This window comes from Christiangramia pacifica, assembly GCF_057221535.1.
Window position 1 is genome coordinate 3,366,559 of sequence record NZ_CM170146.1, and the last position, 18,457, is coordinate 3,385,015.

General features: G+C 38.5%; 15 protein-coding genes. 2 read left to right on the forward strand and 13 right to left on the reverse strand.

Annotated features, from left to right (window positions below; translation table 11 throughout):
• Nucleotides 1-32: 32 nt before the first annotated feature.
• Together AC2S94_RS15465 and miaA are read left to right on the forward strand one after the other, a co-directional pair.
• Nucleotides 33-842, forward strand: coding sequence for an ion transporter (locus AC2S94_RS15465; RefSeq protein WP_484629445.1), 810 nt, complete (start codon nucleotides 33-35; stop codon nucleotides 840-842).
• A complete protein-coding gene (gene miaA / locus AC2S94_RS15470; RefSeq protein WP_484629446.1) occupies nucleotides 835-1,743 on the forward strand; it encodes a tRNA (adenosine(37)-N6)-dimethylallyltransferase MiaA in 909 nt (302 codons plus the stop codon). The genes AC2S94_RS15465 and miaA overlap by 8 nt, the downstream gene beginning before the upstream one ends.
• Here miaA and AC2S94_RS15475 read toward each other — a convergent pair.
• From AC2S94_RS15475 to dapA, 13 genes are all read right to left on the reverse strand, one after another.
• Nucleotides 1,733-6,370, reverse strand: a complete 4,638-nt coding sequence (locus AC2S94_RS15475; RefSeq protein WP_484629447.1) for an HYR domain-containing protein — start codon at nucleotides 6,368-6,370, stop codon at nucleotides 1,733-1,735. The genes miaA and AC2S94_RS15475 overlap by 11 nt on opposite strands.
• A gap of 191 nt (nucleotides 6,371-6,561) precedes the next feature.
• On the reverse strand, nucleotides 6,562-7,284 hold the full coding sequence (locus AC2S94_RS15480) for a response regulator transcription factor (RefSeq protein WP_083642999.1): 723 nt from the start codon (nucleotides 7,282-7,284) through the stop codon (nucleotides 6,562-6,564).
• Nucleotides 7,285-7,288: 4 nt separating this feature from the next.
• On the reverse strand, nucleotides 7,289-8,869 hold the full coding sequence (locus AC2S94_RS15485) for a sensor histidine kinase (protein WP_484629448.1): 1,581 nt from the start codon (nucleotides 8,867-8,869) through the stop codon (nucleotides 7,289-7,291).
• A gap of 64 nt (nucleotides 8,870-8,933) precedes the next feature.
• Nucleotides 8,934-9,527, reverse strand: a complete 594-nt coding sequence (coaE, locus tag AC2S94_RS15490) for a dephospho-CoA kinase (protein ID WP_484629449.1) — start codon at nucleotides 9,525-9,527, stop codon at nucleotides 8,934-8,936.
• Nucleotides 9,524-10,465, reverse strand: a complete 942-nt coding sequence (locus AC2S94_RS15495; protein ID WP_484629450.1) for a YbbR-like domain-containing protein — start codon at nucleotides 10,463-10,465, stop codon at nucleotides 9,524-9,526. The genes coaE and AC2S94_RS15495 overlap by 4 nt, the downstream gene beginning before the upstream one ends.
• Nucleotides 10,458-11,468: a glycosyltransferase family 2 protein gene (locus AC2S94_RS15500; protein WP_484629451.1), complete on the reverse strand. Its 1,011-nt coding sequence runs from the start codon at nucleotides 11,466-11,468 to the stop codon at nucleotides 10,458-10,460. Before AC2S94_RS15500 ends, AC2S94_RS15495 begins: the two co-directional genes overlap by 8 nt.
• A gap of 79 nt (nucleotides 11,469-11,547) precedes the next feature.
• Entirely contained in the window at nucleotides 11,548-12,369 is an 822-nt protein-coding gene (locus AC2S94_RS15505) for an enoyl-ACP reductase FabI (protein ID WP_484629452.1), read from the reverse strand.
• 119 nt (nucleotides 12,370-12,488) lie between these two features.
• Nucleotides 12,489-14,141, reverse strand: coding sequence for a DNA repair protein RecN (recN, locus tag AC2S94_RS15510; RefSeq protein WP_484629453.1), 1,653 nt, complete (start codon nucleotides 14,139-14,141; stop codon nucleotides 12,489-12,491).
• Nucleotides 14,142-14,199: 58 nt separating this feature from the next.
• Complete coding sequence (gene porD / locus AC2S94_RS15515) at nucleotides 14,200-15,090, reverse strand: type IX secretion system protein PorD (RefSeq protein ID WP_484629454.1); 891 nt, start codon at nucleotides 15,088-15,090, stop codon at nucleotides 14,200-14,202.
• Entirely contained in the window at nucleotides 15,083-16,291 is a 1,209-nt protein-coding gene (gene coaBC / locus AC2S94_RS15520) for a bifunctional phosphopantothenoylcysteine decarboxylase/phosphopantothenate--cysteine ligase CoaBC (protein WP_484629455.1), read from the reverse strand. Before coaBC ends, porD begins: the two co-directional genes overlap by 8 nt.
• 14 nt (nucleotides 16,292-16,305) lie before the next feature.
• Nucleotides 16,306-16,632, reverse strand: coding sequence for a DNA-directed RNA polymerase subunit omega (locus tag AC2S94_RS15525; RefSeq protein ID WP_309561327.1), 327 nt, complete (start codon nucleotides 16,630-16,632; stop codon nucleotides 16,306-16,308).
• A gap of 11 nt (nucleotides 16,633-16,643) precedes the next feature.
• A complete protein-coding gene (locus tag AC2S94_RS15530) occupies nucleotides 16,644-17,453 on the reverse strand; it encodes an outer membrane protein assembly factor BamD (protein WP_484629456.1) in 810 nt (269 codons plus the stop codon).
• A 127-nt stretch (nucleotides 17,454-17,580) separates the two neighbouring features.
• Nucleotides 17,581-18,456, reverse strand: a complete 876-nt coding sequence (gene dapA, locus AC2S94_RS15535; protein WP_484629457.1) for a 4-hydroxy-tetrahydrodipicolinate synthase — start codon at nucleotides 18,454-18,456, stop codon at nucleotides 17,581-17,583.
• Nucleotide 18,457: the final 1 nt, after the last annotated feature.

Genomic DNA, 18,457 nt, shown 5'->3' on the forward strand with positions numbered 1-18,457 from the left:
CCATTTAATTCAATTTGAAGGAAAACAAATCAATGCCACACTGGAAATTCAAACTTCATGAAGTGATTTATGAGGCTGATACTCCTGCGGGCAAGATTTTTGACATTGCCTTACTTATTGTGATCTTAATAAGCGTCGCGCTTGTGATGATGGAAAGTGTTACCGAACTGCTCGTAAAATATTCCTGGGAATTTTATATCGCTGAGTGGGTCATTACCGCCATCTTTACAGTGGAGTATATCCTGAGGATCATCGCTATTAATAAACCCAAGCGGTATATTTTTAGCTTCTACGGAATGGTGGACCTCCTCTCCACCCTCCCAAGTTATATTGGTTTCATCTTTGGCGGCGCAAACCTTTTATTTGCTATTAGAGCGCTTAGATTACTAAGAGTTTTCAGGGTATTAAAGGTAACCCGTTATATCGGTGAATCCAGGAAACTAATAGATGCCCTTCGAAATAGTAAAGCCAAGATATTTGTTTTTCTCTTTGCCGTACTCATCATTTGTATCATCGCCGGTACGCTAATGCATCTTGTAGAAGGAAAAGGCGGTGGATTTGATAATATTCCGCTAAGTATTTACTGGTGTATCGTAACGCTTACTACAGTTGGTTTTGGAGATATTGCCCCGGTTACTCCATTGGGAAGACTTATCGCATCTCTAATTATGATTACCGGTTACGGTATTATTGCCGTACCTACAGGGATCGTTAGTGCCGAATACAGCAAAGCTACCGACAAGCCGATTAAAAACACGCAGGTTTGCCCTAATTGTAATGAAGGCAGACATCTGGATGACGCCGAATTTTGCCATAATTGCGGATTCAAATTAAATGGATAATTACCTCATCAATATTCTTGGACCAACCGCAATTGGAAAAACTGCGCTTTCCATTAAAGTTGCCAAGCATTTTCAAACCGAAATCATCTCAGCAGATTCAAGACAATTCTTCAAAGAAATGAAGATTGGAACTGCTGTTCCCGACAAGGATGAGCTGGCTGCTGCTCCCCATCATTTTATTCAGCATATTTCTATTGAAGAAAACTATTCGGTAGGTGATTTTGAAAGAGAAGCCATTGCAAAACTGGAAGAATTATTTCCAAAATATAATCCAATAGTTATGGTTGGTGGCAGCGGACTTTATGTGAAAGCGGTAAATGAAGGCCTCAACGAATTTCCACAAGTTGATCCCGAAATAAGAAAAAATCTGAATGATCATCTGGAAAAAGATGGTATTGACTGGCTTCAACAAAAACTATTTGTGCTGGATCCCGAATATTATAAAACTGCTGATGTCCAGAATCCGCACCGGCTCATCCGAGCACTGGAGATATGCATGGAAACAGGAAAACCTTTTTCTGAATTTTTAGAACAGGATAAGCCTGAAAGAAATTTCAAAAGCATATCTATTGGTTTAACGGCAGATCGCGAAAGGATCTACGAGCGCATCAATGAGCGTGTAGATATCATGATAGAAAATGGTTTACTGGAAGAAGCCAGAAAGCTATACCCAAAAAGAGAACTCAATGCCCTAAATACGGTTGGATATAAAGAGTTATTCCAGTATTTAGACGGAGAAATTGACCTTGAAACTGCGGTTTCAGAAATTAAAAAGAATACGCGAAGGTTTGCCAAAAGACAGCTCACCTGGTTTAGAAAGAATGATGATATCAAATGGTTCGACTATAATGAATCAGCTGAAAAGATCCTTGATTACCTGGATTCCAGGATCAATACTTAAAAATCATCCGGCGGGTAAGTGTTTCTTCGTTGGTAATTATTTTCAATACATAGACGGCTTCCTGCAATGGCCCGACATCCATAGCATACTCAAGATCTCCAGCTTCAAAATCTTTAGCCGCGATGAACCTTCCGCGGTGATCAAAAACTTCTATTCTTTCAATACTTACTCCTGTTGGAGTAGAAACCTTAAAGCTTCCCACATTTGGGTTTGGATAGATATAAACGTATTCAATTTCTTCAAATGGTGGTATTTCGCATACCAAATTGGTATCGGTAACATTTACCGTAACAGTTGCAGAAGTAGTATTTCCACTAGTATCTGTTGCTACAACCTCAACCCGGTTACTACCAATCTCTTTACACGTGAATCTCTCTTTGCTGATGGTGTACGTTACATTTTCATCACAGGCATCAAAGGAACCATTATCCAGATCTTCAAAACTAATGATCGCAGTTGCATCTGCATCGAGGTTTACTGTTAGATCTTGTAATTGAAGAACCGGAGGAGTTTGATCTTCAGGAAAAACCATAAAACTGCAAGACCTGGAATTATTTCCATTTATCAGGTTCAGAGTGACCTCTACCTGAGAAGAAGCGATTTCTGTACCCGGAGCAGGTTGCTGGGTAACTTCGAGTCCGTCTCCATTAGAAACCTGCGCATCTGAAGTATAATCCGGCATTATAAAAGTGCACTCGTCATTTATAGCTACGGTTTTATCTGAGGGACAGGAGATAGAAGGTTCATTTCCGGAAACAATCTGTAAGTTAAAACTACAGTCGGTAGAATTTCCGGCGGCGTCGCTGGCGGTAATAGTGATCATTGTATCATTAGAAACCATCGAATCTGGCGCAGGAGTCTGACTTACCTGTACAACACCGCAATTATCCTCAGCTTCTGCGAGATCGGTAAAATCTGGGATTGGAACAGAAGATCCATTATTTGCCTGTATTATCTGTTCGCCTGGACAATTTAGCGTAGGAGCGATATTATCATCAAAAACCAGTGATATAGTACAGCTTTGAGATTCAACGTCTAAAATTGCCGTAACCGTGATATCTGTTTCAGCATTTAAAATATTTCCTGCAGCTATGGACTGGCTAATCGCTGCAGATTCTGGATTGTATGTTAAGATCTGAGCAAAATCTGGCACCAAATAATTACAATCTTCATCGGCTTCAATAGTATATTCATCTATACAATTCAGCATCAATTCATTTTCCTGGAACACCATGATCTCCACCGGAACTATACAAGTAATTCCATTATTGCTTGAATCTGTGGCAGTTATAGTAATATCAAAAGTTTGCCCGTCATCTGCATCGGTAAATTCGGTTCTGTTTAATTCAAGGCTAATGTTCTCGCCATCACAATTATCCCTAAAAGAATTTAAAAGATCTTCAGCGTTAAGAATTCCTGTACTGCCACTTTGAAAAGCCAGAGTATAAGAATCTAAACATTCGATCACCGGAGGCTGATTATCGATAACCGTGATATCGAAACTACAGGTTGCTTCATTTCCGGCTTCATCTGTAGCTCTATAGGAAAGGGTAATAGTTCCAACAGGAAATACTCTTCCGCTATTCAAGCCTGTATTGTCTGTTCTTTCTACCGTCACATTACCACTGTTATCGCTAGCAGTAGGCTCTGAAAAGTTCACAACCGCACCACAAACACCGGTATCGTTAGAAACGCTAATATTTTCCGGACATGAAATTACAGGCGGTTCGTTATCTGTATTATCCACCAGCCTGTAGGTTACTTCGCAGGTCGCCACATTGTCATAAATATCCGTCGCGGTTATGGTTATAAGGTAATCACCTGCCTCTGTAAACTCGGCACCAACTGGTGGATCCTGAACGATCACCAGATCCTCATAAGGTGTACAATTATCAATTATGCCATTAGGACCCACAACATCTGGCAAAATAAAAACTCCATCCGATGGTATTTCCCTGGTCTGAACATCTGCAGGACAAATAATCAAAGGTTCACCGACATCTATTACAGTTACATTTACCGTACACGAATATGCTTCTCCGGTTTGGTTATTGGTAGCTCGAATTACCAGAGGATTAGTACCTATATCTTCGCAGGTGAATTGTTGAACTCTTAATTCAAAATCTATAATTGAAGTATCGCTCGTAATAAAATCTTCTGTTGGAATTTCAGTTACTGGAGAATTAATAGCGTCTTCACCTAATTTTACGGTTAGATCGCCAATACATTCAAATAAATATTCTTCTGTTGTAGAAATATTGATTCTAGTCGAGCAATCAACACTTAATCCTGCATCATCTGTTATGGTTATTGTTACCGTAGTGGTTTCGGTAATCTCTTCACCGGCAGCCGGACTTTGAGAAAATTCAAGATCTGAGTCACAGTTATCGCTAAAATCTACTTCAGATTTATAATCTGGTACAGTATACGTATATCCCTCTAAAAGATTAATATTTCTTTCAGCCGCACAGGTTGAAATTTCCGGCGGAGTATCATCCTTTACAATTACCGCAAAAGTGCAGGATTCTCCCGTTTCACCTTCTCTAACCGGCGTTAAAGTAACTGTTGTATTACCTGTAATACTTATTCCTGGAGCGGGTGTTTGTTCAATAATGGCGTCCTCGTAATTCGTAGAAAAATCATCACGGTAATCTGCCAGGCTTGCCGTACAATTTTGATCTGCGGAGACATTGATGGTTTCAGTACTGCAGTCAATAATTTGCAGTGGTTCTTCAGGGGAAATTTCAATTAAGGTGGTACAGGTTACGAATTTACCAGCTTCATCCGTTACCGTAACTGTAATCGTAGTGGTTTCGTAAATCCTAGACCCTGCTACTGGTACCTGAGTAATATCCAGATCGGCTGTAGCCGTGCAATTATCAGAAACGGTTACCTGTGAGCTTAGATCTGGTACTTCGTAACCGGTATCCGGATCAAAAGTATCTGTGATATTTTCTGGACATGAGATCTCAGGGGCGATTTCGTCAACCAATTGAAAGGTATATTCACAACTTCCCACTTCGGAACCTCCTGCGCCATCACTTACCCGAACGGTTACCTCTACGCGGCTTCCTAATTCTATGGTAGTTATATTAAAACTTGGATCATTACTGAAATTTTCAGTGATTATAAGTGCTTCAAAATCTGCTAAGGTAAAATCACAGTTTTCATCCAATGTTAATGTTGTATCGAGATCAGGACAGGTTATAGAAGGATCGGGTTCATCAGCTGCATTTACGGTGATTTGAAACTCACATTTAGATTCATAACCACAAACATCAGTTGCTGTATATACTATAGTGTATGTATTTGCACTAAGAGACGATCCAGATGCCGGGCCGCTGGTACGCTCTAAAGTATAGTTATTCTTATCGCTAACTGTTGGATCGTCATAAGTGATAGTGGCCGTTGTTTCACCTTCTGCAATATCGAATGAGTTAGACGGCGGGCAAAATGTAAAGACTGGGGCTTCGTCGTCGAATGCCGGAGTTCTTTCGTAAATTTCGAGATCGAAATCGATTGATGCATTTCCATATGTTGAAGCATTAATACTGAACATTTTGTTGCAATTATTAAAGGCTAAATCCACTGGAAATTCGATATTAAGGTAATTAGAATCGTTGTCAGTCAAAGTCTTTTGAAGATTTCCAAAAGAGTCAAAAACTTTTATTTGAAACTCATTCTTATCAATACCTTCATCTATTTGCGAATAAAGGTCTAGGGTTTCTTGGGTACCTAAATTTTCATAGTTTATGAATTTCTGAAAGTTAACTCTATTCCGATACTCTAAAATATGAACATACCCAAATTCGTCAATTACTATACTACCTGGTGAGGTTATGTTTGGTAGCAATACAGGATTTTTTAACGACGAATTAAATTTTAAAACTTGAGGGTCAGCATTTTCTTCCGTAGTGGATATATTAGCGTGACTCACATAGATTTCTTTATTTGAATTTACAGCAATTCTATATGGAGCGGAAATATTTTCGGTTTCATTTATTGGAACTTTTGAGTTTTTATCATAAATCCGAATCCTACTCATTTTTTCAGGCTCAGGGCCTTGATTTCCATCATTATATTCAGCTACGTAAATGTTTTTCTCATCGACATCGAGACCTAATGGCCTATAAAATGAAGTAAATATTGTTCTACCAGGTAAAAATTTTCCTTGTGGATCAAATATTTTAATTTTACCATTATCTCTAAAATCTCCACTTGCTATATAATCTGCTACATAAATATAACCTTCTTCATCAATTGCTAGATCTAAGGGATTATCTAAATCACTTTCTGGTATAAAATTACCATTCAACAAGTTTCCGTCACTATCATATTTATCAACTCCTTTACCGAATGAAAGAATGTACACATTATTTTTAGAATCACTATCTATAGCTATTCTAATATCCTCTGTATTTACCACAACTTTAGGTAAAGGATTAAAAATAATTCTTGGAACAACCTCTGCTATATCCTTTCCATCCAACCAATCATACGAAGGTACAATAGTAGCAGAATCCTGTCCAAAAACATTTCCGGTAAATAAAAATAAAAGAATGAGGTAAATGCAGGCCTTCTTCAGGGAAGAGCCCTTAAAATCACATATTTCGGCTGCACTTATCAATCTGGGCAAATTAGGTATATGCCATAAAGATAAGTATTGTAAGAAAACCGATCTTAAATTTATGCTAAGATTACGGCACGGACTGCAATTCAGTCCGGAAAGAAAAAAATAACCGGGACTATTCGAGATAGATTACTGCATCATGGCGATTTTCACCACGATGCAGTACATCCCGGAAACTGAAATTTTGATTAAGCTTCGGTTTCTTCCTTGTTCTTAACAACAAGTCTGAATCCTTCTCCGTGGATATTCAGTATCTCCACATTCTCGTCTTTTTTCAGATATTTTCTAAGCTTGGCGATATAAACGTCCATACTTCTTGAAGTAAAGTAGTTATCGTCTCTCCAGATCTTAGTAAGCGCAAGCTCTCTTGGCATTAGATCGTTCTCATGCAACGCCAATAATCTTAATAATTCGTTTTCCTTAGGAGACAATTTCTGCGGTTCCTCATCTCTGAAAGTAAGGAATCTCAATTTTGAATTCAGGTGAAAATCACCGATCTCGAATTCAAATTGTTTAGAATCTGCAACACTATCTGTAGCTTTACGCTGCATAATAGCTTTGATCTTCATTAAAAGAACTTCACTATCAAATGGTTTGTTCAGGTAATCATCTGCCCCAACTTTGTAACCTTTAAGCACATCTTCTTTCATCGCTTTCGCAGTTAGGAAGATGATTGGAATTTCTTCGTTCTTATCACGAATCTCTTTTGCAAGAGTAAATCCATCTTTATAAGGCATCATCACATCAAGGATACAAAGATCGAAATCGTCTTTTTTGAACTTTTCGAATCCTTCCATTCCATTTTTTGCATGAGTCACCTCATAGTCGTTCATTGCGAGGTAGTCTTTTAGGACCGTTCCGAAATTCGGATCATCCTCGACTAATAAAATTTTCTTGTTTTCAGTTTCCATATATTTAAGATATTAGTGGTAGTTTAATATAAAAGGTACTTCCTTTTCCTTTTTCGCTGCTAACGGTAATGTCACCATGATGATCTTCAATGATTCGGCGGGCATAAGCCAATCCTAATCCGTGACCTTTGACATTGTGAATATCACCGGTATGCTCACGATAAAATTTTTCAAATATTTTCTTTTGTACCAGTTTGCTCATTCCCACTCCCTGGTCTCTAATTTCACAACAGATATAATTCTTTACGTTCGTGGTGTAGATATCTATTTTTGGCGCATCTTCTGAATATTTAATTGCGTTATCCAGGATGTTCACGATCACATTGGTAAAATGATCCTGATTTGCCAAAATAGAGGATCTCAAAGCTCCAAAATGCGTCTGGATATAACCTCCACGATCTTCAATGATCAGTTCTACATGCGTTACCGCATCATAGATGATATCATGCAACTGATGCCTTTCCTTTTTCAGGTCCAGCTCGTTCTTTTCCAGTTTAGAAATTCGTAATACATTTTCTACCTGGGCATGCATTCTTTTATTTTCATCACGTATCATTTGCAGGTAACGTGAAACCTTCGAACGGTCTTCTATAACCTTTGGGTTCTTGATTGCATCTAACGCAAGATTGATCGTGGCGATAGGCGTTTTGAACTCATGGGTCATGTTATTGATAAAGTCGGTTTTTATCTGTGAGATCTGTCTTTGTTTGATCAGCTGTGATAATGCACTGGAATATGCGATCACAATAATCAAAGTAAAGATGATAGACAGTGAAGCCATCAGGATCACCGAAGATAAAACCGCCTGTTTCTTATCTTTAAAATTCACCAGCAATTGATATCCGCTATTTCCCACGCTATCCATGAAAAGAGGCACAGCATAAGTGGCAGGATGATCAAGGCTGAAATTATCTGAATGAACATTGGTGGCAATAGAGTTATTATAAATTCCGAATTCAAATCCAGATTCAACATTTCTGTCTTTTAATTCCTCTTCCAGTAGTTCTGAAATGGTTTTTTCTGAAACTCTTTTATGAATCGGTAGCCTTACTACTAATTCTGAAATTGCTGAACGCAAAATATCCTTCTCCACCTCTTCCATTCGGGACAGCCTTTCAATATGCTCTATTCGCTGTCTGGCACTAAGGTTATCACCATTGTCAAGCTGATTATTCCGAACAATATCTGTCACCTTTTTATTGATCATTTTGGTGAACTGGATACTATCCTGTGCGAATTGCAGAAAGCCAGAAGAAACTTTATAATCTTCTTCCAGGATTATTTCGCTATTGAAATAAGTTTCGTTTCTGCTATCGTCACGGTTGCTATAAAAATATTCGGTTAAAGTTCTATCGCTAAGTTTACTGTTGAGGCTGTCTGGGTTTTTAAATTGAAAATAATACCTCTCGAATTCCCGGCTTTGTATCTCTTCTGATACGTCTAATAAAGCCTGCTTTGCGTTATAAGAAAACTGTTCCTCACGATCATCTATAGTGCTTTTAATCCAGTATCCCTGAACGAAAATAATACCGATTAGGGATAAGCTCATCAGCGCAACTAGAAGGACAAAAAGCTTCTTATTCATGCGGTCAAAAGTAATATTTTAACATTTAGACACTAAAGTGTTTAACCAAATGTTAACAGAACTTCTAACGATTTTTGCCTGCTTTTAAGATTTCCTGATGAATATGTTCAACCTGTAGTTTCGTTTGAGCTAATTCCTCATTATTTATTAGGAAATCGGCCATTTTAGATTTTTTTTCATCGCTCCACTGGTTGTTCATTCGCTCCTGAATTTCTTCAACAGAGCTATCATCCCTTTTTTGAAGTCTTTGAATTCTTAATTTTTTTGGAGCTTTTACCAGGATGCTGTAATCGCATTTTTTATAACCACCCGCTTCGAATAAAATAGCAGCTTCGTAGATCACATATTCAGAAGATTGATTTGAAAGCCATTGCTGAAAATCTTTTTCCACCGCCGGATGAATTATCTGGTTAAGTTTGGAGAGTTTTTCTTTATCATTAAATACTTTGGAAGCGATTAACTTACGGTCTGGAGTATCACCTTTATATGATTCAGCACCAAAAAGTTCAATGATAGAATTCCTGATCTCAGCAGAAGTATTCATCAGTCTTTTCCCGGCATCATCTGCGATATAAACCGGAATTCCTCTTTCCTTGAAAAAACCGGCCACCGTGGTCTTTCCGCTACCAATTCCGCCTGTAAGTCCAATTACCATCATCGCTTGATTACAAATTGGATCCTACGCTCATTCAATCTGATGTTATTAATGAAGTCTGGTTTTTCAACGATCTTGGCGATCATATAATCATCACCTTTCTTAATGTCCTTATAATCGCATACCACCCTGAAGTCTGCTGCGCTGATATTTTCAAATTCTTTTAGATTCACCTGGTAATAGACAACGACAGTTTTTGGGAAATAGGCCAGGTTTAGATTTTCCGGCACATTCACCACCTCTACAGCTATCTCAGCACTTCCTTCGGTGAATTTCTCCACCTTTTGCGTATACCGAACACTATTCTCATAAAAACTAACTTCTCCCAGTCCCGAAGTATCAATGCTTACGATGCCATCAAGGTCTGAATTTACTTTATTCAGGCTAATCGACCTCGTAGGAACACTTACTATGCTATCTATGATCTTTTCCGGTCCGCTAACTTTTACAGAATCTGGTGTCACCTTAACGCTGTCTTTCGCGGAAAAACCTACAGCATAATTCACCTCGATATTAGGAATGACCTTCAGCATCTTTTCTTTTTTAAATTGAAAAGGCACCACGATCTCTTCCTGAATGATCCTGGAATTTTCAAAATCGATCTTTAATTGCTGCTCAATATCGGTAAGGTGATTCTGAAGAGTGTAAACCAGTTGTTTATCTGCTTCCCTGGCTTTAGACAAATCTATAACCAGTTGCGGATTGAATATCTTATAATAATAAATACTGAAACCATTGTCCTGCAATTGCAGGTCTACATGATCTGGTTTTTGATCTGAAATACTCTTATCCAGAGGGGTGTTGGTATAGCTTACGGGAATCTCAATTAACTGCGTGTAGGTTTTAGAAAATTGAACAAGCACCCACACAATGGCAGAAAAGATCAGAAAAAAACTGAACGTCTTTACACTGGACTTTTTAAATCTTGGTTTTCTAGCCACCTGTATTTTTTTTAAAGAATAGATTTGGGAATACCTCTTCAGGCTCCCCGTTCAGAATCCGGGTTTTATAAGATGAGATCAAAAATCCCATTCCATATCCAGTAAACTGAACAAATACTGCCTTTATTGCAAGTAACCCAATATAAATACTTTTATTTTTTATAGCAGCATCTATCCCAATAATTAGGAAATAAATAAGGTAAAAACCTATATAAAAGAACTCTCCAAAAAGAGCCAATATTATGGAAAAAATGAATCCCAGGATGAAAACACTGGGAAACCAATAGGTCATTTTAGAAGATTCGGGATGCCATTTATTCAGAATAGGTCTTACGAGTCCGAACTTCTTTACCTGCATATAGAATTTATCCCAGTCAATTCTACGCTTGTGAAAAACCTTCGCTTCCGGAATCAAACATATCTGGAATCCTGATTTTTTCAATCTCAGACTTAGATCAGGATCCTCACCGGGATGGATCTGCCCAAAACCTCCACTGGCTTCAAAAGCTTTTCGGCTGATTCCCATATTGAAACTTCTGGGCTGAAATCCCTTTTTTGAACCACCACGAATTCCGCCGGTAGTAAAGAAAGAGGTCATGGTGTAATCAATTGCCTTTTGTACGTCACTAAATGATTCGTGGGCCGCATCCGGACCTCCGAAACAATCGCAATAATCTTCTAATAAAAACCGGTTTACTTCATTCAGATAATTTTCAGGAAGCAATACATCAGAATCCAGGATCAGGAAATAATCGGCTGTAGCTTTTTTCATTCCATAATTCCTGGAATCGCCAGGACCGGAATTGCTTTTGTAGTAATAGCTGATAGTAAGCTCTTCTGCAAAATCTTTTACAACCTCATCAGATTTTATATTTGAACCATCTTCCACGATCACCACTTCAAAAGAAACTTTTGAGTCAAGTTTCCTCATACTTTCCAGCAACTCCCTGATCTCATCAGGTCTATTGTATACCGGAATCACAAAGGAATATTCTGGTTGCATGTGAAGTGATTAAAAAAGAAACTGCCGAAATCTGCTCTTTTCAAGATACAGTCTTCCGGCAGTAAAATATATATGATTCTTAGTCTTCGTCTTTCGTGAATGCCTCCATTACTTCCTGGCTTACACCCGTATTAGAGAATCCACCATCATGGAAAAGGTTTTGTAAAGTTACTTTTCTGGTAAGATCTGAGAATAAGGTCAGCGTATAGTTAGCACATTCTTCTGCAGTCGCATTTCCAAGCGGAGACATTTTTTCAGCAAAAGCGATGAACCCGTCAAAACCTTTCACTCCCTGTCCTGCAGTGGTCGGAGTCGGCGATTGAGAAATGGTATTCACTCTTACTTTTTTGTCTTTTCCGAAGAAATAACCGAAACTACGAGCAATAGATTCCAGATAGGCCTTGTTATCTGCCATATCATTATAATCCGGGAATACTCTCTGGGCAGCCATGTAACTCAAAGCTACGATACTTCCCCACTCGTTCATCGCATCCTTTTTATAAAGAACCTGCATGGTTTTATGAAAAGATACCGCTGAAACGTCCCAACCTTTCGTGGTATAATCGTAATTCATATCTGTATAGTGATTACCTTTTCTTACGTTTACAGACATTCCAATAGAATGCAATACGAAATCAATTTTGCCTCCAAGAATCTCAACAGCCTTTTCTACAAGGTTTTCAAGGTCTTCAACTTTTGTTGCATCAGCAGGAATGATCTCTGAACCGGTTTTTTCAGCCAGGTCTTTAATACTTCCCATTCTCATGGCGATAGGTGCATTTGTAAGCACAAATGTTCCACCTTCTTCATGAACTTTTTCTGCAGTTTTCCACGCGATAGAATTTTCATCTAAAGCTCCGAAAATAATTCCTCTTTTACCTTTAAGCAGGTTATATGACATGTGATTTATATTTTGTGGTTGTTAAGCTTGTAAATATAGCAAAGTTGATGGAAATACTTTTTATGTAAAGCCTCAAGATTTACAGACATTTCCGGCATTTTGATGTGTTCAGACAGAGATCAATTCAATAATGCCCTGGCATGGGCACGTGCAGAATCGCTTTTGGTATTACCGCCCAGCATTAGAGCAAGCTCTTCTATCCTGTCGTTTTCTTCAAGTCTAACAATCTTGGTTTGGGTAGCAACCTCATTATCTTCTTTGAAAATTTTAAAATGAGTAGCTCCTTTTCCGGCGATCTGTGGCAGATGAGTAATCGCAATTACCTGCATATTATTTCCCATTTTCTGTAGTATCTCCCCCATTTTCTTGGCAATCTCACCAGAGACTCCGGTATCTATCTCATCAAAAATAATGGTAGGAAGATTACTTTGTGCCGCAAGAATACTTTTCACCGCCAGCATGATCCTGGAAAGTTCACCTCCGGAAGCCGCTTTTTTGATTTCCTTGAAATCTCCACCTTTATTTGCCGCCAGGAACCAGTCCAGTTTATCGCGACCATTGGCAAGAAATTCCTTTCCCTGTTCAAGTTGAATATCCAGACGGGCATTTGGCATTCCAAGATCTTTCAGGATCTGTTCTGTTTGCTCTATAAAAGCTGGCACTATTTTTTTACGATTTTCATGCAATTGATCTGCCGTTTTGGACAAAGTTTGCTCCTTAGTTTTTATCGCTTTCTGGATTTCCTTCAGTGCCGACTCAGCATTCTCGGTCACGGAAACTTTTTGCTGAAGACTTTCAATTATTTGAAGCAGTTCTTCAACATTTTCCGCATTATGCTTTTTCTGAAGATTATAGATTAGCTGTAATTTTTGATTTACTATTTCCAGTTCCTCAGGATTTGCCTCTATTCTTTCCAATGCGTCTGTCATTTCAGCTTCCAGGTCATCAAGCTCGATAATTGCGCTCTGTATCCTGTTATGAAAATTCTCATAATTAGCCGAAAACTTAGAAATCCGTAAAAGATTGGCTCGAACAGCCTTCAGGCTTTCCAAACTTCCTATTTCGTCCTGCTGCAATAAGTTGATCGCAGAACTAAGATTTTCCGTAAGTTCTTCAACGTTATTCAACTCCTCATATCTTTCTTCCAGCTCCTCCAGCATTCCTGGTTTCAGCTTCGCTTCTTCGAGTTCATTCAGAAGAAAAAGGTTATAATCGTATTCTTTGGCTGCCTGCGATTGCTGCTCCTTTAGTTCTTCATGTCGGTTGAGAAGAACTTTATACTCTTTCAATTCATTTTTATACTGCAGAATTACCGATTCATTTTTGGCAATGGTATCAATCACACTGAATTGATAGTCGACATTTCCAAGACTCAGAGTTTCATGTTGGCTGTGAATATCGATCAAATAATCACCAAGCTTCTGCAGGGCAGTGATCTTAACTGGAGTATCATTTATAAAAGCCCTCGATTTCCCTGAAGGTAGAATCTCTCGTCTGATAATACTCTGAGATTCATAATCCAGGTCTTCTTTCTTGAAAAAGCTTTCAAGCTTATAATTTGAAATTGAAAAAGTCCCTTCTATCACACACTTCTTTTCAGTATTTCGGATTGAACTGAAATCGGCACGATCTCCCAATAGTAGACCAAGAGCGCCAAGCATGATAGATTTACCCGCTCCTGTTTCACCAGTAATTATGGTAAATCCAGGCTGAAGACCAATATTAATATCTTCAATGAGAGCGTAATTTTTTATAGAAAGAGATGTAAGCAAATCGGTTAAAATTTGTGCTAAATATACGGGAGAAAAAAATTGAAATCAACCTAAATACCTACTGAATATTTCTCCAGTTCCTGGCATATCTTGGAGCGATATTATTCAGGGTTTCCATCAGCTCGCGACTGTCTTCCACCGCAGGACCACCGGAATAAACAGAAGTAATCTCATCTGCCTTGGAATCAAGAAATACTCTTAATAGCAGTGAATTATTACGACGGTTATTCATTACCTCCAAATCATTCAATGCTTCTGCTATGGAGTTCTTACCGGCAAGCACATCTTCATGCATGACGTCCAGGCCTAAACGGTGGTATTTATAAAGCGCTGTTCTGTATTCAGCATAGGTGTTTGCGAGAAGATCTGCATTTAATCTAAATCTGGACCTCTGACCGTCTGAACCTCTCCAACCCTGGGAATTTCCCTGCTGCGCGTTCGTCACGACACGATTAGCTTCTTCGTAATACGCGGTTCCACCTTCAGGAGCAAATGTATCGGCATCCATCCCCATGATCGTATATACATAAAATGAAATTACCGAGATAAGATTAGAATTAAAGCTATTCTGGCTATAGTTCAATGGCTGGTACTCCCTGTAACTAAAGCTAAATTGCTCATCGTTAAAATTGAAGACCGGCGTTATTAGTGAAGTTCCGTAAACTGGCCTAGAAGATTGTACCTGGATAGTTCCGTTGAAACTTTCCCCTTCAAAACTATTGATAGTAATGAACATACTGCAATTGATACGTTCATGATTCTGAAATCTCTTGTCGGTCCAGACCGTTTGATTAACGAACTCATTTAAGGCTCTTTCAAGAGTTTTAAATACTGAAAGATTCGTTTGACCTGTCTGCTCTGCATTTACAATAACCTCGCAATTCAACTGTTGCGCCTGGGCAAATTGAATAAAACTCAAAACTAGGATTAATGTAAAAATCTTACGCATCAAACAATTCTATGATCTCGTTTAAAATATCTCTGGCAACTTCCTTTTTAGATTTCAGTTCAAAATCCTTTTTTCTATCAGGATATATGATACTAATTTTATTAGTGTCACTTTGAAAACCTGCACCTTTATCATTCAGTGAATTTAAAACAATAAAATCCAGATTCTTCTTTTTTAATTTTTTTCTGGCATTTTCCTCTTCATTATTCGTCTCTAAGGCAAAACCAATAAGCTTTTGAGTAGATTTCTCCCTTCCTAAGCTGGCAAGGATATCTTCCGTTTTTGTCAATTCTAGCGTAAGAGAATCATCATTCTTTTTGATCTTCTTGTCTGCTACAAATTTAGGCTTGTAATCTGCTACCGCTGCGGCAGAAACAAAAACATCTGTATTTGGAAAATGTGCATGAGTTGCTTCATACATATCCCTGGTACTGGTTACCCTGATCAGATGGATATTATTTTCATCAATACTCAAATGAGTCGGCCCAGAAATCAGGGTTACCTTAGCGCCTAATTTCATGGCGGCTTCAGCAATCTCATAACCCATTTTTCCGCTGGAATGATTTCCTATAAAACGAACAGGATCTATAGCTTCGTATGTGGGCCCCGCAGTAATCAGGATCTTTTTACCTTTTAAAGGCAGATCTTCAGAAAAATGATCTTCAATAAACTGAACGATCTCTTCAGGTTCAGCCATACGGCCTTCGCCATGGAGTCCGCTAGCAAGTTCACCTTCGCCTGCCGGGATCATGATATTCTCGTATTCCTGAAGTTTCTTTAAACTATTCTTAGTAGATGGGTGCTTATACATATCCAGATCCATTGCCGGGGCAAAAAACACAGGACATTTAGCAGATAGATAGGTTGCCAGCAAAAAATTGTCACTATTGCCCGATGCCATCTTGGAAAGACTGCTGGCTGTAGCAGGGGCTATAAGCATGAAATCGGCCCAGAGGCCGAGTTCAACGTGATTGTTCCATTTTGCATTCTCGTCTTCCTCGTCTGTAAATGAAGAAAAAACTTCATTCTTAGAAAGCGTAGAAAGTGTAAGCGGAGTGATAAATTCTTTAGCCGAAGGAGTCATTACAACTTTAACCTCGGCACCTGCCTTCACAAATAAACGTACTAAAGCGGCAGTTTTAAAAGCGGCGATACCACCGGTAATACCCAATAAAACTTTTTTGCCTTTAAGTACAGACATATTTATGCGCAGATCTATTCTTCGATATCTTTTGTGTTACGGTAGTAGATCTTGTCTTCCAACCATTCCTGGATCGCTAGAGACTGTGGCTTTGGCAATCTTTCGTAGAATTTAGATACCTCGATCTGCTCCTTGTTTTCGAAGATCTCATCTAGAGAATCGTTGTAAGTAGCAAATTCATCAAGCTTCTCCAGTAATTCCTTTTTTATTTCACCATTGATCTGTCCAGCTCTTTTAGCAACTATTGAGATCGCTTCATAAATATTTCCGGTTGGAGCATCTACTTTATTTCTGTTAATAGTAGTAGTGTTTACCGGTGCATCAATTTTCTTAAAATCCATCATTCCTAATATTAAAAATTCTGTAACCTTTTATCAATCTCTGACAGTGAATCTTCCAGTTGCGGAATATATTCTCCTTCAGGATAGTATTTTATGTATGACTTGTAAAGTTCTTTTGCTTCGTTTAGCCTGTCTTCCATTAAAACTTCAAAACTATTAATGGCCAGTCTGTAAGCAGAATCAAACCTGTAATAATAAGCTGCTTCTCTAAATGGAGAACCAGGATAATCTGCAATAAAGTTATTAAAAGAAGCGATAGCCGCCTTGTAATATTCGGTATGGTGATATTGCTTGGCAATCTCGTAGGCTTTCTTTTCCAGCTTTACTCTAAGCTCAGTGGCCATGTTATTGGCCTCTTCAGTAAACTCACCGTCAGGATAAGTATTCAAATAAACCTGAAGTTCCTCTACTGCTTTGTGAGTATCTGTCTGGTCCAAATTATATCTCGGTGAGCGGTAAAAATAGCTGGATGCTGCTTTGAAGGAAGCTTCTTCAGCCTTCTGGCTATTTGGATATAATTGCAGGAATCTTTCAAAATGAAAAGGAGAATTATAATAATCTCCTAGCTGGTAATACGTATCGGCAAGAATGAAAACCAATCTTTCACCCTGAGGTTTTCCACGAAACTGAGGCTCTATCTGTTCCAGTAATCTTAAAGCTTTACGTAGCTTCTTATTACTATCTTCTTCCTTTCCTTCGTTATATAATTCTTCTGCAGCGGTATATTTTGGTGCAGTTTCCTCACTTTTAAGCAACTTCTGATACTCTCCACATGAGACAGTCACCATTAGCAAACCTAAAATGAGAAATCCTTTTTTCATGATACGTAAAAACATCTGGCAAAAATACATTTTTTGTTACTATAAAAAAAACTTTCCTAAACTACTCAAATAACCCTGAAATCAGGACTTTATTGCAGTAAGAAAGTTCTTTTCGAAAAATAAACTCCTAGAATTTATCTACAAAATCGTTGATACGGCTCTTTAAATTTTCACTTGCCTCTACTAACGGAAGCCTTAATGTATTTTTGATCATCCCCTTTTTTGCCAGCAATGCTTTGATCCCTGCAGGATTCCCTTCAGCGAAGATAAGGTCTATAGATGGCGCGATCCTGTAGTGTAATTCGTAGGCTTCAGCAACTTTACCATCCAGCCCTGCTCTTACCATATCTGAAAATTCCTTCGGTAATCCCTGTCCTATAACCGAGATCACTCCTTTTCCACCAGCGAGGGTCATTGGTAAAGTGAGCATATCGTCTCCAGAGATCACTTTAAAATCGTCCGGCACTATGCTAATCAATTTCATTGCCTGTACAATATCTCCCGCAGCTTCTTTCACACCTATCACATTCTTACAGTTTCTCGCAATTCTGTTAATTGTTTCCGGAAGCATATTAGAAGCAGTTCTTCCCGGAACATTATAAAGAATTATGGGAAGTGGAGATGTTTTTGATACCGCCTCAAAATGACGGAAGATTCCCTCCTGTGTTGGTTTATTGTAATATGGTGAAACAGATAGGATCGCATCAAAACCGTCGAGATTGGCAGATTTAATTTCATCGATCACTCCTGAAGTATTATTTCCTCCAATCCCCAGTACCAATGGTAATTTACCTGCATTAGCCTCAATAACGGTCTTTTTTATAAGTTCCTTTTCCTCATTCGTAAGTGTTGCACTTTCAGCAGTTGTCCCAAGTACCACAAGGTATTCGATCCCGTTTTTAATCTGGTCTTTTACCAGGTGGCTTAAAGCACTGGTATCTACAGATAAATCCTCTTTAAATGGAGTGATTAAAGCTACTCCGGTTCCTATAAAGGCTTCCATC

What these genes read in the sequence shown, in the direction of transcription:
- miaA (WP_484629446.1), top strand. Translation starts at nt 835, where the DNA reads ATGGATAATTACCTCATCAATATTCTTGGACCAACCGCAATTGGAAAA.
- coaBC (WP_484629455.1), bottom strand. Translation starts at nt 16,291, where the DNA reads ATGTCTGTACTTAAAGGCAAAAAAGTTTTATTGGGTATTACCGGTGGT.
- coaE (WP_484629449.1), bottom strand. Translation starts at nt 9,527, where the DNA reads ATGATGGTAATTGGACTTACAGGCGGAATTGGTAGCGGAAAGACCACG.
- AC2S94_RS15505 (WP_484629452.1), bottom strand. Translation starts at nt 12,369, where the DNA reads ATGTCATATAACCTGCTTAAAGGTAAAAGAGGAATTATTTTCGGAGCT.
- dapA (WP_484629457.1), bottom strand. Translation starts at nt 18,456, where the DNA reads ATGGAAGCCTTTATAGGAACCGGAGTAGCTTTAATCACTCCATTTAAA.
- AC2S94_RS15525 (WP_309561327.1), bottom strand. Translation starts at nt 16,632, where the DNA reads ATGGATTTTAAGAAAATTGATGCACCGGTAAACACTACTACTATTAAC.
- AC2S94_RS15465 (WP_484629445.1), top strand. Translation starts at nt 33, where the DNA reads ATGCCACACTGGAAATTCAAACTTCATGAAGTGATTTATGAGGCTGAT.
- AC2S94_RS15485 (WP_484629448.1), bottom strand. Translation starts at nt 8,869, where the DNA reads ATGAATAAGAAGCTTTTTGTCCTTCTAGTTGCGCTGATGAGCTTATCC.
- porD (WP_484629454.1), bottom strand. Translation starts at nt 15,090, where the DNA reads ATGCGTAAGATTTTTACATTAATCCTAGTTTTGAGTTTTATTCAATTT.
- AC2S94_RS15500 (WP_484629451.1), bottom strand. Translation starts at nt 11,468, where the DNA reads ATGCAACCAGAATATTCCTTTGTGATTCCGGTATACAATAGACCTGAT.
- AC2S94_RS15530 (WP_484629456.1), bottom strand. Translation starts at nt 17,453, where the DNA reads ATGAAAAAAGGATTTCTCATTTTAGGTTTGCTAATGGTGACTGTCTCA.
- AC2S94_RS15480 (WP_083642999.1), bottom strand. Translation starts at nt 7,284, where the DNA reads ATGGAAACTGAAAACAAGAAAATTTTATTAGTCGAGGATGATCCGAAT.